Annotated in this window: 12 protein-coding genes, 1 tRNA gene, 1 pseudogene and 1 riboswitch; of the genes and pseudogenes, 8 read left to right on the top strand and 6 right to left on the bottom strand. The window is 53.3% G+C overall.

Features of this window, described 5'->3' with window-relative positions:
* Positions 1-105 precede the first annotated feature (105 nt).
* Positions 106-624, top strand: coding sequence for a 2-oxo-4-hydroxy-4-carboxy-5-ureidoimidazoline decarboxylase (uraD, locus tag AC6CHM_RS11385; protein ID WP_162802431.1), 519 nt, complete (start codon positions 106-108; stop codon positions 622-624).
* Between the two features lie 13 nt (positions 625-637).
* The gene (gene uraH / locus AC6CHM_RS11390; RefSeq protein ID WP_307283436.1) at positions 638-994 is read left to right on the top strand and encodes a hydroxyisourate hydrolase; all 357 of its coding nucleotides are present in this window, start codon (positions 638-640) and stop codon (positions 992-994) included.
* A 165-nt stretch (positions 995-1,159) separates the two neighbouring features.
* Here the strand turns inward: uraH and AC6CHM_RS11395 are convergent, their stop codons facing one another.
* Positions 1,160-2,344 (bottom strand): DUF2793 domain-containing protein, encoded by a 1,185-nt coding sequence (locus AC6CHM_RS11395; RefSeq protein WP_498173221.1) that lies wholly within the window; start codon positions 2,342-2,344, stop codon positions 1,160-1,162.
* 175 nt (positions 2,345-2,519) lie between these two features.
* On the opposite strand from AC6CHM_RS11395, the gene AC6CHM_RS11400 reads away from it, so the two are divergent.
* A complete protein-coding gene (locus AC6CHM_RS11400) occupies positions 2,520-4,355 on the top strand; it encodes a polysaccharide biosynthesis protein (RefSeq protein ID WP_498173309.1) in 1,836 nt (611 codons plus the stop codon).
* Positions 4,356-4,367: 12 nt separating this feature from the next.
* On the opposite strand, the gene AC6CHM_RS11405 is transcribed toward AC6CHM_RS11400, so the two are convergent.
* On the bottom strand, positions 4,368-5,363 hold the full coding sequence (locus AC6CHM_RS11405; protein WP_498173223.1) for an MraY family glycosyltransferase: 996 nt from the start codon (positions 5,361-5,363) through the stop codon (positions 4,368-4,370).
* A gap of 166 nt (positions 5,364-5,529) precedes the next feature.
* Here AC6CHM_RS11405 and AC6CHM_RS11410 point away from each other — a divergent pair.
* Positions 5,530-5,604: transfer RNA gene (locus AC6CHM_RS11410), tRNA-Gln, on the top strand.
* A 91-nt stretch (positions 5,605-5,695) separates the two neighbouring features.
* Positions 5,696-5,821 (top strand): annotated as a pseudogene (locus AC6CHM_RS11415) (helix-turn-helix domain-containing protein); the annotation flags it as partial.
* A gap of 37 nt (positions 5,822-5,858) precedes the next feature.
* Here the strand turns inward: AC6CHM_RS11415 and AC6CHM_RS11420 are convergent.
* Positions 5,859-6,656: a glycosyltransferase family 32 protein gene (locus AC6CHM_RS11420; RefSeq protein WP_336440796.1), complete on the bottom strand. Its 798-nt coding sequence runs from the start codon at positions 6,654-6,656 to the stop codon at positions 5,859-5,861.
* 348 nt (positions 6,657-7,004) lie between these two features.
* On the opposite strand from AC6CHM_RS11420, the gene cysD reads away from it, so the two are divergent.
* The 3 genes from cysD to cysQ are packed head-to-tail and all read left to right on the top strand — an operon-like array spanning position 7,005 to position 10,690.
* Positions 7,005-7,910 carry a sulfate adenylyltransferase subunit CysD gene (cysD, locus tag AC6CHM_RS11425; protein ID WP_498173311.1) on the top strand — a complete coding sequence of 302 codons (906 nt, stop codon included), beginning with the start codon at positions 7,005-7,007 and terminating at the stop codon, positions 7,908-7,910.
* A complete protein-coding gene (cysN, locus tag AC6CHM_RS11430) occupies positions 7,910-9,859 on the top strand; it encodes a sulfate adenylyltransferase subunit CysN (RefSeq protein WP_337353715.1) in 1,950 nt (649 codons plus the stop codon). The genes cysD and cysN overlap by 1 nt, the downstream gene beginning before the upstream one ends.
* 12 nt (positions 9,860-9,871) lie before the next feature.
* Positions 9,872-10,690, top strand: coding sequence for a 3'(2'),5'-bisphosphate nucleotidase CysQ (gene cysQ / locus AC6CHM_RS11435; protein WP_115052028.1), 819 nt, complete (start codon positions 9,872-9,874; stop codon positions 10,688-10,690).
* 131 nt (positions 10,691-10,821) lie between these two features.
* Here cysQ and AC6CHM_RS11440 read toward each other — a convergent pair whose 3' ends face one another.
* From AC6CHM_RS11440 to AC6CHM_RS11450, 3 genes are read right to left on the bottom strand one after another with little or no spacing between them, the layout of a single operon-like run.
* Complete coding sequence (locus tag AC6CHM_RS11440; RefSeq protein ID WP_498173225.1) at positions 10,822-11,835, bottom strand: FecCD family ABC transporter permease; 1,014 nt, start codon at positions 11,833-11,835, stop codon at positions 10,822-10,824.
* A complete protein-coding gene (locus tag AC6CHM_RS11445; protein WP_498173227.1) occupies positions 11,836-12,783 on the bottom strand; it encodes an ABC transporter substrate-binding protein in 948 nt (315 codons plus the stop codon).
* Positions 12,783-13,589: an ABC transporter ATP-binding protein gene (locus AC6CHM_RS11450; RefSeq protein WP_498173229.1), complete on the bottom strand. Its 807-nt coding sequence runs from the start codon at positions 13,587-13,589 to the stop codon at positions 12,783-12,785. Before AC6CHM_RS11450 ends, AC6CHM_RS11445 begins: the two co-directional genes overlap by 1 nt.
* Before the next feature lie 270 nt (positions 13,590-13,859).
* Positions 13,860-14,073, bottom strand: a riboswitch (cobalamin riboswitch).
* Positions 14,074-14,219 lie beyond the last annotated feature (146 nt).

Genomic DNA, 14,219 nt, shown 5'->3' on the forward strand with positions numbered 1-14,219 from the left:
GGACAATTCAGTCAAGGCAGATTTGAGCATTCGTTTTTAACCTTGATCGCAATAGCATCATGCCTCAGCTTGTTGAACCATGCCTGGTTGGATCGGCAACAGCAGATGAATTGGATCACAATGACGCTTGATGAACTGAACGAAGCAAGCACTCAGAAATTCATTGAGGCGCTGGGCAGCATCTTCGAACATTCGCCTTGGGTGCCGGAAGGGGTCGCAGATATGCGCCCCTTTGCAAATGTCGACCAATTGCATGGCGCCATGCTGGCTGTTGTCGCGAAGGCAGGACAAATGGCGCAGCTCGGATTGATCCGCGCTCATCCGGACCTTGCCGGAAAAGCCGCGCGCCAGGGCAGGCTAACGACAAGTTCAACATCCGAACAAAAGGGTGCAGGTCTTGACCGGTTGACCGATGAAGAATTCGATGAGTTTCACGCCCTGAACAATGCCTATCAGAGCAGATTCGGGTTTCCCTTCATTCTTGCAGTGCGCGGCCACGACAAGCATTCCATCATGGCAGCCTTCCGCCAGCGGCTTGAGAACAATTCGGGCGAGGAGGTTCTGGAAGCGTTGCGGCAGATCGGGCAGATCGCGCGTTTTCGTCTTGATGATCTGATTTCATGAGAAGGGGCTCTTGATGGGCAAGCTATCGACACATGTTCTGAACACGGCTGACGGACGACCCGCTGAGGGCGTGCGCCTGACGCTGCATCGTATAAACGCTGCCGGCGGGCGACACCTGCTTGCCACCGCAATGACCAATGCCGATGGCAGGACTGACGCGCCTTTACTATCGACGGCGGACATGGTGGCCGGGCAGTATGAGCTGACATTTCATGTGGGCGACTATTTCAAGGGAAAAGACGTAGCTTTGCCCGAACCTGCATTTCTTGACGACATTCCAATACGTTTCGCAATTTCCGATGTGCAGGGCAATTATCATGTGCCGCTGCTGGTGACGCCGTGGTCGTATTCGACTTATCGGGGGAGTTAGGGGTTGAAAGCTATGGTGCCGTGGTTCGACAAGCTCACCATGAGGAATGTGGGTGAGCTGCAAGATGTCTGTTCTGAGATGTTTTAGGCGTTGTGCGTGGTTCTCCCTCCTGAGCTTGTCGAAGGGCGAACCACGCACAGCGCTGTTGCTGCTCACCACCAGTGCCTATCCATAAACCCCCGTCACGGTGAAACTGCGTTTCTCGTCTCCTTTGAAATAAACCAGATTGCTTGATGAAACGGGGGAGGACTCATGGCAGGCGATGGTGATATCCCCCGTCGAACCTGCATTGAGCAGGACGCCATCCTGCGGGAACACTGCGCTCAATGCCTTCTGCATGAGCGGAGAGATATCAATGGCAATATCGTTCCGGAGCGGATCGGTAATCTGAATCACGTCATTCTTGAGCCATTGCTTGATGTGTTCCGGATTGGAAACCTGCAACTGATCGGCAGTCGTATCCCATTTCACCCAAGCTGATTGCGCGGGGGAGCGGGTGATATTCCAGACGCGAATCATGGATATACCGCGCATACTTGTTGCAAAAATCGCCGCTGCGCCACCTTTGTTCAGGTTTAAAAGATTGGCTGACACCGAAGCGATTGTTGCGCTGGACGGGACCATTGGCGCTTCAAAAATTGTGGGCGTACCAGCCCAGGCGGGAACAAGCGTCATTCCGGACTGCTTTTTGCCGGTTGTTGGATGGGCAATGCCCGCAGGAAAACAGGCAAGACCCGTGGTGCTATCGGCCACCATCACATCGAACCATTTCGAGCCATCGGCGCTGGCCTTGATGCGGAAGTCACGGCCCCACATGGTTCCCATTTCAGCACGGCCCTGATAGTTCGACTGGAACAGCAGAGAGGCTGTCTGATTGTCACCAGCCTTGTTGATCTTCAATTGATGTCCGGCCCCGGCATGATCGAACAGCGCGGCAGGGCTTTTAACTGATAGCCTGTTTGTATCATCCGCTGTTGCCTCAATCCCGAGACGGGATACCGGGTTGGTGCTGATTTCGTTCTTGATCCATTTTTTCTGGTGAAAAACGACGAAGCTTTTCTCATCTTCAATCCAGACATTCCAACCTTCCAAGGCGGAGAAAAAGGCCCAGGCGCCATCCTGCCAAGCTGCAATTTGTCCCTCGCGACCGTTCCAGAGGCCTTTTGCTGGCGTGTTGATAATGTAACGGTCGCCCTCCTGGCTCTCCTCGGGCGGTAAAGAAGTGCTCCTGTTGATCGCCGATAGCTGTACGAGCGCGTCGAGTGCTCTTATCGCTTCATTATGAGTCACATGCTTCTGCGCTTGCGAGGGAGCGATATAAGGAAGCTTGAGGTTGGTCGTCTGTTCCATTCGGTAATCCTTTTTCCATGCACCAAAGTGCAGGACTCTAAAGCCGAATGAGAGCTGTTGGATAAGTTGCAGGCACTTAACACAAAGATTGCAATTATAATGGCCTATGCTACTGCTCTGGCAATTGCGAATACCGAGGAATAAAGATTTGGAAACATTCCGGCAAAGCATCTCCATGATGCCGCGTCGTTACAAGCAGTCCCTGCTTGTCATTTTCGACATGGTTGCACTGACATTTGCGGTTTGGCTTAGCTATTTGCTGAGGTTCAGTGTAGTTTTTATGCCAAACGGCGAACAGATCATGCTCATGATCTCTGCTCCTCTCATCGCATTGCCCATATTCATCCGCTTCGGCCTGTACCGCGCTGTCATCCGCTATCTGCCCGACAAGGCGATCTGGACGATGATTCAAGCGGTGACCATCTCGGTCATTATCTGGGTCTGTCTGGCATTCCTCACGCAGATGACGGGTGCCGCAGGTGTCCCGCGTGCCATACCCTTCCTTTATTGGGTTCTGGGGGTTGCAATCATTTGTGGCAGCCGTTTTGCCGCCAAATGGCTTCTATGGAGCCCCTTAGGCGAAAAATTTCTGGAACGCCAATGCGTTATCTTTGGTGCTGGTGATGCAGGGCGGCAATTGGCCAATGCCTTGCGCTCGCAAAAGGACGTATTTGTCGCCGGTTTCATCGACGATGATAAAAGCTTGCAGGGCATGGATATCCTCGGAATACGTGTTTATCCACCGGCGAAAATTGAATATCTCGTTGAGAATTTCGGCATCAAGGAGATGATCGTCACGACCTCCGCGCTTACCGGAATCGAGCGGCGCAGACTTGTCGGCCGTCTCAAGGCGCTCGATGTGAAAGTGCGCATTCTTCCGGCAATTTCCGATCTTACCGCAGGAAAGTATATTGTCAGCAATCTGCGCGATATTGATATTGACGATCTGCTTGGCCGCTCGCCGGTTCCCGCTGATCCTGAACTGCTCGACAAGACCGTGGAAGGCCGTGTCGTGCTCGTCACGGGTGCCGGCGGTTCCATCGGTTCTGAGCTTTGCCGCACGATTGTGAAGCTTGCACCCGCGAAACTTGTCATATTCGATGTCAATGAACACAGTATCTACCAATTGCAGCGCGAGCTGAATGCAATCAGCGATTGCGTCGTTGTACCGGTGCTCGGATCAATCAGCGATGCGATCCTGATCCGCAGGGTTCTGGCTGAGCATAGGGTAGAAAATGTATATCACTGCGCTGCCTACAAGCATGTGCCGCTTGTAGAAGAAAACACTGTCGAAGGTGCACGCAACAACGTCATCGGCACGGAGGTTCTGGCCAGAAATTCGTGCGAAGCAGGTGTTCGTAATTTCGTGCTTATTTCTTCTGACAAAGCGGTGCGGCCCTCCAACGTGATGGGGGCCACAAAGCGCTGGGCGGAATTGATTGTTCGCTATTACGGTAATCAGGCGCAGGCGGAAAATACCGGCCAGGTGTTCGCTTCCGTCCGCTTTGGCAATGTCATCGGATCGAGCGGATCGGTTGTACCATTGTTCCGCGAGCAGATTTCAGGCGGCGGGCCTATCACGCTGACTCATGATGATATGACCCGTTATTTCATGTCGGTGCGCGAAGCTGCGGAACTCATCATCCAGGCCGGTGCTCTCTCGAGTGGCGGCGATATCTTGATGCTTGAAATGGGCGAAGCCGTACGCATCCGCGATCTGGCCGAAAACATGGTTCTTCTTGCAGGCTTGTCCGTCAAAGACGCTGATAATCCCGATGGAGATATCGAGATTGTCACCGTCGGTATTCGCGATGGCGAGAAGCTGCACGAGGAACTGTTCTACGATCCGCAAGGTGTTTCGGCGACGCGTCACCCAAAAATTTTGCGGGCACAGCGCCGCGTTAACGGGCTGGATCATCTGCCCGGCTCAATTGATGAGTTGCGCAGCCTGATAGAAAAGCAGGATGCGGAGGGCATCAGGAAATTGCTGTATACGATCGCAGCTTCCTGAAGATCGCCTCGATTACGGTTTGCCTGACCTTAGCCGTCTGAGCAGCAGGGTCACGGCAGCAAGCGCTATGATGATGGCAAGCACTTGGCGCCAGCCTGACTGCATGGTGAATAGTGCACAGGCTGCCAAGATGAAGTTGAGCGCCACCACGCTCAAAATGATCAGCCAGACAGACCACCCCGAACGTTTGGCAATTTGATAGGCGTGCTTTGAGTGGGCATTGAGAATATTTTCGCCCGCGGCCAATCGCATAAACAGGGTTGATGTTGCATCGGCGATGAAGAAAAGCGGCAATATCAGCCCGGCCCAAATCGTCATTTCGCGAGCGACCATGAAGAAAGTGATGCCGCTGAGCAGGCCGATTGGAAGACTGCCCGAATCGCCCAGAAATATCGTTGCTTTCGGGCGATTGAAAAAGAAAAATCCGGCCAATCCACCCGCAATGGACATAGCGAGACTGCCAGTTCCGAAGTTCACCAGACCAAATAAAGAGAAACCGGCAATCAGGGCTAGCGGGACGCCAAGTCCTGCAACAACCATCAGGTCTATACCATCCATAAAATTGGTAATGTTGATGAAATAGACCAGAGCCGCGACCAGCAAGGCCCGCTCCACCAGAAACGGCAATAAATCCGGCAGCAGGCGGAAATTATCGCCCAATCCATAAACAGCAATCACGGACGCAATCAATTGTGCCGCCAGACGTATGGATTCAGGCAGATGATGACGGTCGTCCAGGAAGCCGACGATCCATAAAACTGTGGCTCCAAGGCTGGCCGATATAAGGAAATGCAACGGAAGGCCTGCCTCAGCCCCAAAAACCCAAAGCGAAACCAGTATGGCAGGAACAAGGGCAAGACCGCCGAGCTGGCGCGCCGGTTGGGTGTGATTCGATCGATCAGTAATTGTTGCGCCCAGAAAATTTGACGGCAGCATCCGCATGGCAGCCCAGAGCAGAATTGCGCTCGCTATGGCGACGGATAAAAATGGAATTATGATAATGGTCAATGCTGATCCCCGGTCATATGTGCAATACAGCACCCTTGTCATGAAAATAATGCCGAAACAATTGTGGGATGAGACAAACTGGCCGATCATTCACGTTGCACAAGCTGAAACCAACGGTTATAAGCCGCGCTGTCGCATGAGGATTTCGCATCCGATGCAGACATGTTGGGGCGTCGCCAAGTGGTAAGGCAACGGTTTTTGATACCGTCATTCGGAGGTTCGAACCCTCCCGCCCCAGCCAAACCATAATTGTGAATTTCAGCAGCACCTTTTGATTGATCTCCAGTTCGAGATCAGATTTTAGCGCACGCATATTTTATGTATTTGAGGTCGCCAGCTATCTGAATACCAGCGAATCAACCATCCAAAAGTGGGAAAGCGGTGCGAAGCGGCCCAGCGGCATGGCCCTGAAACTGCTGGCGGTGGTGCAAAAGCATTGCCTGCAAGTTTTAAGCTGAGGGGGAGCAAATTGGCTCCTGAGCTCCAGAACAATATTCACAAAAGATGCTGCACGCGCTCAACCGCCCAATGATAGAAACTGCCTTCGAGCGGTGGTTCGTTTGATGGGCCCTTCTTGTGGATATGGAAGCCAATGAAATCAGGATGCTTCAACGGTTCCAGGCCAAAGGCCGGATCGTAAATGCGTAGCGCATCCCGTCCCGTCCAATAATAGAAGTTTTCTTTTGGGGCGCCATCTTTGAAAAACCCATAGCGCTTAGCCAGCCGGGAAATGCCGTCATTGGCGAAAACAGTAATGCCCACCATTGCTGGCGAAACCTTTTGGCCGGTTAGCCGAAACCATGCCGGGCGCAGGACACGGCGGCGAAAACCCAGCCAAGGCGGCACGATCCGCGTGCTTTCCAGATAGGCGTCGAATTCCCTGATAACCGGATTGTCCGGCGGCAGATACATGGCCGAAACACCTAGGCGGGTGAAGTTTTCGCGGGCCAGATAAGGACGATCGGGCGAGGGGTGGAATTGTTTGGTCAGATAGATATCGGTGTCGAGCCACAGGCCTTGCTGTTTTTTCATCAAGGTGACGCGAAACAGATCGCTGAACTGGCCTATGACACGCGTATATTTGGGGATATCGGGAAAGTCGGGATCAAGCCGGAAAAAATAGTCCTTGCTCAATATCTCGGAAGCATCGTGCAACTCGATGGATTTTGGCAGGTTCTCGATCTCTTCGAAAGCATAGAGTTTGACCCGTTGACCGGTCATGGCCATCGAAGCGAGGCAGACACGATCGACTTCGCGCAATCGCGGCCCATACCAGAATGTGCAAATATCCATGCGAACGGCCCCTTTATCATCTGCTCATCTAGGGCGGGGCGCTGCATTCGTCAATTACGCGCTCTGCAATTGCAGATCGATTCCCAAAGGATTTATTTTCTAGGGATGGGTTGTTTTAAAACATGCTGACGGCGCGCAATTGGAAGAGTGGAAATATGTTCTGATAATCAACGGATCGAGGCAACAAATTGGCGCGGATTTGGGTTGGCCTGAGAAACTATCCTTTCCCTAAGGCAGGGCGCTACACTATGTTTGCGGTCGCTGACCAAACGTGTTGAACTGCGTTTGGGATCAGGCGATATTTGTTACAGGTATGATGCCTGGCGACATGAGTGGGTAATGACTTTCATGACCAAGAATTTGACGCATTTGCAGCGTCTTGAAGCCGAAGCGATCCATATTTTTCGTGAGGTTGCCGCTACATTTGCCAATCCGGTGATGATGTACTCCATCGGCAAAGATTCATCCGTTATGCTGCATCTGGCGATGAAGGCCTTTTATCCCGCCAAGCCGCCCTTTCCGTTTCTCCATGTGGATAGTACGTGGAAATTCAAGGAGATGATCGCGTTTCGTGATTCAGAGGCTGATCGTCTCGGATTTGATCTGCGCGTTCACAGCAATCAGGAAGGCATTGAGCAGGGCATCAGTCCTTTCGTGCATGGATCAAACACGCATACCCATATCATGAAGACCGTCGCCCTGCGTCAGGCTCTCGATAAATACGGATTTGACGCAGCCTTTGGCGGTGCACGGCGCGACGAGGAAAAGGCCCGCGCCAAGGAGCGTATTTTCTCATTTCGCAATGCACAGCATTCCTGGGACCCGAAAAACCAGCGTCCTGAAATGTGGAAAATTTACAATACGCGCGTTGCCAAAGGCGAGTCGATCCGTGTGTTTCCTATCTCCAACTGGACCGAACTGGATGTCTGGCAATATATCATGCAGGAGAATATCCCGATTGTTCCGCTGTATTTTGCCGCCAAGCGCCCCGTTGTCGAGCGTGACGGAATGCTGATCATGCGCGATGATGAGCGCATGCAGCTCTTGCCGGGCGAGGTATTGCAGGAGAAAAGGGTGCGCTTTCGCACGCTTGGCTGTTACCCGCTGACGGGCGCAGTTGAATCCGAAGCGGCAACGCTTCCCGAAATTGTCAGCGAAATGCTGATCTCGCGGACGTCAGAGCGCCAAGGGCGCATGATTGACCGGGACGAGGCCGGTTCGATGGAAAAGAAAAAGCGTGAGGGCTATTTCTGATGAGTAAGCTGGCCCATATCGAAACTTCGGTTGCACAATCCGCAGCTGAGGAAATCAGCGCTTACATGGCAGAGCAGGAAAAGAAGTCGCTGTTGCGGTTCCTGACCTGCGGCTCTGTCGATGACGGCAAGTCAACGCTCATCGGCCGGCTTTTATACGACACCAAGCTGATCTTCGAGGACCAGCTTGCAGCGCTGCAAAATGACAGCCGCAAACATGGCACCAATGGCGAAGATATCGACTTTGCTCTCCTTGTCGATGGGCTTGAGGCCGAGCGCGAGCAGGGCATCACAATCGACGTTGCCTATCGCTTCTTCTCGACGCCAAAGCGTAAGTTCATCGTTGCAGATACGCCCGGCCATGAACAATATACGCGCAATATGGCAACAGGCGCCTCCACGGCAGACCTGGCTATTGTGCTTGTCGATGCGCGGCAAGGGATTTTGCGTCAAACAAGGCGGCATAGTTTCATCGCGTCCCTGCTTGGTATCCGCAACATCGTGCTTGCGGTCAACAAGATCGATCTGGTTGATTATTCGCAGGACGTATTCGAGACGATTGTCAAACAATATCAGGAGTTTGCAAGCGAACTCGGATTCAAAACCATACAGGCAATTCCGCTATCCGCTCGCTTTGGCGATAATGTAATCGGCCCATCGGAAAATTTGGGCTGGTATGAAGGCCCGTCGCTTCTGCAACATCTGGAAAATGTGGCTCTGGATGATGCCGATGCAACACGTCCGTTCCGTTTTCCTGTTCAGTTCGTCAATCGCCCCAACCTCGATTTTCGCGGATTTTCAGGCACCATAGCTTCCGGCACAGTCTCGCCGGGTGATGAGATTGTGGTGGCCAAATCCGGCAAAGTTTCGCGCGTGAAACGAATTGCGACGTGGGACGGCGACCTTGACCAAGCGGGAGAAGGGCAGGCCGTCACCATTGTGCTGGAGGACGAGGTCGAGGTTTCCCGTGGCAATATGCTGGTCTCGCCGGATAATCGCCCCGAAGTGGCCGATCAGTTTGCCGCGCATCTCGTCTGGTTTTCCGAAGCGCCATTGATCCCCGGACGCTCTTACATTTTGCGTACCGAGACCGATCAGGTAACGGCAACCATCACTGATCTGAAATATCGAGTCGATATCAATAGTTTCGCGCAGGAAGCGGCCAAATCGCTTGATCTGAACGAGGTTGGTGTCGTCAATATTTCGACGCAGGAGGCGATTGCTTTCGATGGATATAAATCCAACCGCTCGACCGGTTCCTTTATTCTGATAGACCGGCTGACCAATGCGACGGTCGGTGCGGGTATGATCGATTTTGCCCTGCGCCGCGCCTCCAATGTCCATTGGCAGGCACTTGATGTCGACAAGGCATCGCGCGCAAACCAGAAGGATCAAAAACCTGCGGTCGTCTGGTTTACCGGCCTGTCGGGCTCTGGAAAATCGACAGTCGCCAACCTTGTCGAAAAGCGTCTGGCTGCACTTGGCAAGCACACCTATATTCTTGACGGTGACAATGTCCGCCACGGTCTTAACCGTGACCTCGGATTTACCGAAGAAGATCGCGTGGAGAATATCCGCCGCGTTGGTGAAGTTGCCAAGCTGATGGTTGATGCGGGTTTGATTGTGCTGGTCTCGTTCATCTCGCCATTTGTCGCCGAGCGGCGCATGGTCCGCGAATTGCTTGGCGATGGCGAGTTCATGGAAGTTTACGTTGATACGCCGTTTGAGGAATGCGCGCGGCGAGATCCAAAGGGTCTTTATGCGAAGGCCCTGCGCGGTGAAATCAAGAATTTCACCGGTGTGGATTCGCCTTATGAAGTGCCGGAGAATCCGGAGCTTCATCTGAAAACCGTGGGACGGACAACCGAAGAGCTTGCCTCGGAAGTGGAAAAGCTGCTCACTGATCGCGGAATCATCTTCAATTTCGATCATAGTTCGTGGTCGATCTAGGCAGGGCTGAACGTGACAGTAAATCCAGTACCTACAACGATCGACTACGCATCGTTGCTATCCATATTCGAGAAAACCGCGATTGCAGCCGGCCTCGAAATCCTGCGCATCTACGAAGAAGGTTGCGACGTCGCGCTTAAGGACGATAAGTCGCCAGTCACTGCTGCGGATCATGCGGCTGAAGCAATTATCCTGGAAGCATTGCGCCGGGCAACGCCGCATATACCCATTGTTGCGGAAGAGGAAATTTCCGGCGGACATGTGCCGGGGGATCTCGGCGACCGGTTTTATCTCGTCGATCCGCTGGACGGAACGCGCGAGTTTGTTAATCGCAATGGCGACTTCACAGTCAATATTGCTCTTATCGAATATGGTATTCCGGTCTTGGGCGTTGTCTATGCTCCGGTTCGTGGCTGGCTGTTTACAGGTGGCCCGGATGGCGCGAGGGAAATAACGCTGGATCATGAGGGCAGCATTGTTTCGGCACGGCAAATTTCCTGCCGCAAGGCACCGCAGCAGATGATCGCCGTTGCCAGCCGCTCTCATCGTACGCCGGAAACCGATGCGCATCTGGAAGATTTTGATATTGAAGAATGTGTTTCTGTTGGATCGTCGATCAAATTCGGCCTGTTGGCACGGGGCGAGGCGGATATTTATCCACGCCTGAGCCGGACGATGGAATGGGATACGGCTGCCGGGGATGCAGTGCTTCGCGCCGCTGGTGGAACGACGCTGACGCTGGATGGCAAGTTGCTGAGCTATGGTCGCCGCAATCAGGCGGATGATGCTGATTTTGCCAATCCCGGATTCGTCGCTCGGGGCAGACTATAGCCAGTTTTCAGCTTTAAGACCTGGAACCCGGCTGAAATCCTTTAGATTGTTTGTCACGAGAATAGTGCCTCTCGCACAGGCATATGCCTTAACAAATGCCATTTGGCTTTGGTCTGCAGTAAATTATCATCTCATCCTTTGCGCAGCAGCAAGGTGACGACGAAGAACGCACCGATGGAGCTGGTGACGACGCCAATCGGCAATTCCTGCGGCGCGAGCAGCAGTCTTGCGACGAGGTCGCTTGAAAGGAGCAGTATGCTTCCGAAAAGCGCGCAAGTTACAATCAGTCCGGCATGGAGCTGGCCGGAAAAACGCCGCGCAATATGGGGAATCATCAACCCGACAAAGCCGATAACGCCCGATACTGAAACAAAGATCGCGGTTGAAAAGGCACAAACAATAAACACGATATTCCGAGTTCGATTGACCCTGACGCCGAGGCTTTCCGCGGTGTTTTCGCCCGCCAAAAACGCATCAAGATTGCGGTGGTTATAAAGCGCGAAGACGAGGATCGAGGCGAGGCCAATCAATGCCAGCGGCAGATTATCCCAACGCGCAATTCCCAGTCCTCCAAGCGTCCAGAACAATACCGAATGGGCGGCGCGTTGATCGCCGGAAAACACCATATAATTGGCAAGCGCCGTGAAGATGAAGGATACGGCAAGGCCAGCAAGGATCATGCGCTCGGGACCTTGACCTTGTACGCGGCGCACCAGCAGCAGAACGATAATAGCTGCGAGCATGCCACCGCTGAACGCAGCAATGGGCAGGGTCCATACGCCGAAGCGATCGCCGAAAAGACTTATAACCGATACCGCGCCAGCAGCAGCCCCCGAGGAAAGACCAAACAGGAAGGGGTCGGCGAGATCGTTGCGGGTAACGGTCTGCAACATTGCGCCAATGATGCCAAGGCCAGCACCGACGCACAGGCCGAGGATGGCGCGGGGCAAACGCAGGTCGACAATAATTCTTTCTATGGGCACAGTCGTGGCCAGATCGCTGAGCCCTGCAAAATGCGCCAAGGCATTCAACACGTCGCCAAGCGCGATAAATGTTGAGCCATAGGCAATGGAAAGGAGCCCAAGCACGATGACCAGCACCGTGCTTGCCGCTAAAGTCAGTTTTGTTCCCGCCGGAAAATGCACTCAGAATGCTTCCGGATGCATTGCCTTGGCAATCTTTTCGATGGCTTCGATATTCGCAGGACCCGGCGTAAGTTCCGCATAACGAAGGGCGACAAAGCGCTCATTCTTTACTGCATCGGTTTCCTTCATGGCCGGATGGCTCTTCAGGAAATCGAGAAGCTTCTTATATCCAACATCATCCTGATAATCGAGGAGTACGAGAAACTGCGGATTGCGTGATGCAACAGTTTCCCAAGAGGTGGTGGCCCAGCTGGATTCCAGGTCATCCATGATGTTGACGCCGCCAGCTTCGCTGATCATCGCTGAAGGGATGGCGAACTTTCCAGCGGTGAATGGTTTGTCTTCACCGGAATCATAAAGGAACACGCGGTTACCGCTGTTGGTGCCGACCTTCTTTTTGATCTGTGCCAATTGGGTCTTCCAGCCGGAAATCAGTTTCTCAGCTTCTGCTTCCTTGTCGAAAATTTTGCCCAGCTTTTCGATGTCGCCATAGAGAAGTTCCATGGAAGCGGCAGGGCGGTTTTTATCGAGATGGACGCAGCTCTCGGTCAGTTCGAGGGTTTTGATTCCATAGGGCGCAAGTGTATCGGGGGTAACTTCGCCGCCGATGCGCATGCCGTAATTCCATCCGGCAAAGAAGAAATCAGGCTGCACGGCGATAATATTCTCGAGTGTCGGATTTTTTGGTGCAAGTTCCGGAATGGAACCCTGCTGCTTGATGAAGGCATCATCGAGCTTGTACCAGCCGGTGATTCCGGTCACGCCAACCATTGAAGATTGCAGGCCAAGCGCGAAAGCCATTTCGCTCATGTTGATATCGTTGACGACGACACGTTTGGGAGCGGCGTCGAAGGTCAAAGGTTTGCCGCAACTATCGACGGTTACAGGGAAAGCAAAGGCAGGCGCAGACAGAAGAGTAAATGCGAGGGCAAAAAGGGATTTTTTCATCAAATGCTCCGTGAATGAGAATGGGCGTCATGGATCGGTTCGGGTGCTTCAAACACCATAAGGTCGCGCTGGCGGGATGGGTGCCTGAGGCGCAGCACATCAAGGTCAAATACATCGCTGACAATGCGCGGGGTCAGCGTTTCGTCGGGCGTGCCTGACGCTACAAGCTGAGCGCTGTGCATGACTGCTACATGGGTTGCAAAGGGCGCAACAAGCGGCAAATCATGCAGAACGGCAATGGTCGTGACATTAAGTCCGGCAACGAGCAGGAGCAGTTCGCTGCGCGCCTTTGGATCGAGGTGATTGGTCGGTTCATCAAGAAACAGGATGGCCGGTTGCTGGGCGAGGGCGCGCGCCAATTGCATGCGCTGCCGTTCGCCGCCTGACAATGAACCCAATGCACGACGGCGGAAATGGCTGATCCGCGCGCGCTCCATGGAATCTTCGACGATTTCCCGGTCGACCGTGCGTGTGAAGACGCCCAGATGGGGAATGCGGCCAAGAGATACATAATCCTCGACAAGAAGCTGTTGATCGGGGGCATCGGCCTGGCCGACAAAGGCAAATTGCCGGGCCCGCTCAAGCGGCGACATTGTACCGATAATTTTGCCGTTGAAGCTTATTCCGCCGGACGTCGGTGGCAGCAGCCCGGCCAGCATGCGCAGCAAGGTGGATTTTCCAGCGCCATTCGGCCCGATAATAGCGAGCCTTGCGCCACATCTTATGCCGACCGACGCAGCATCAACCAAAATATGGGTTCCGGTTTTATAGCTCACGGCTGTTGCATCAAGCTGTATATGGCTCACGGGCGCGCTCCCATGCCGTGGAAATATTCTGAGGACTTCGACATGGGTAGGAGATAGCGTAATGTTATAACAATCGTCAATGCCGATTGTTTGAGAGGGTAGATAATATGATGCTGGGTCGAAGTGACGATGCGCGAAACGTTCATACCTGCCAACTTTCAAGGGGAGGACAGAGAACGCAGACGATGAACCGGAAGCTATTCAAAGCATTCGGGTGCCGCTAATGCGGACAGAGGTCATCGCATCGCTCCCGGCACACCCCGTCCGGTTCGAATTTCAATTATGATGGCAGGTCTCCTGGCTCACGGGTCTTGGCAAAGCCTTACCTTCCCGATCTTGCGATCAGTGGCATCATCAGGCGTCGCTCACCGCTTACAGTTGCGGGGGCAGCCACGGTTTCGGTCCCTTTTGGGTACGCCTCACCGTGTTCCCTTTTCATCTCCAGCATTGTCTAGCCGGAGAAACCATCACGATGATTAGTAGTTGAACCGAAGTGAAAATGAAATGGGGTAAAAGAGATAGCACTTGGAAAAAATAGAAGAATGCTATGTTTCCCTCAGGAGTGAGAGGGAGGCTTTCGCCCACCTCCCGTTTTCTGGTTTAATGAATGGAGATCCGGATAGTGAGTGT

This window comes from Phyllobacterium sp. GQ127 (genome assembly GCF_059758635.1).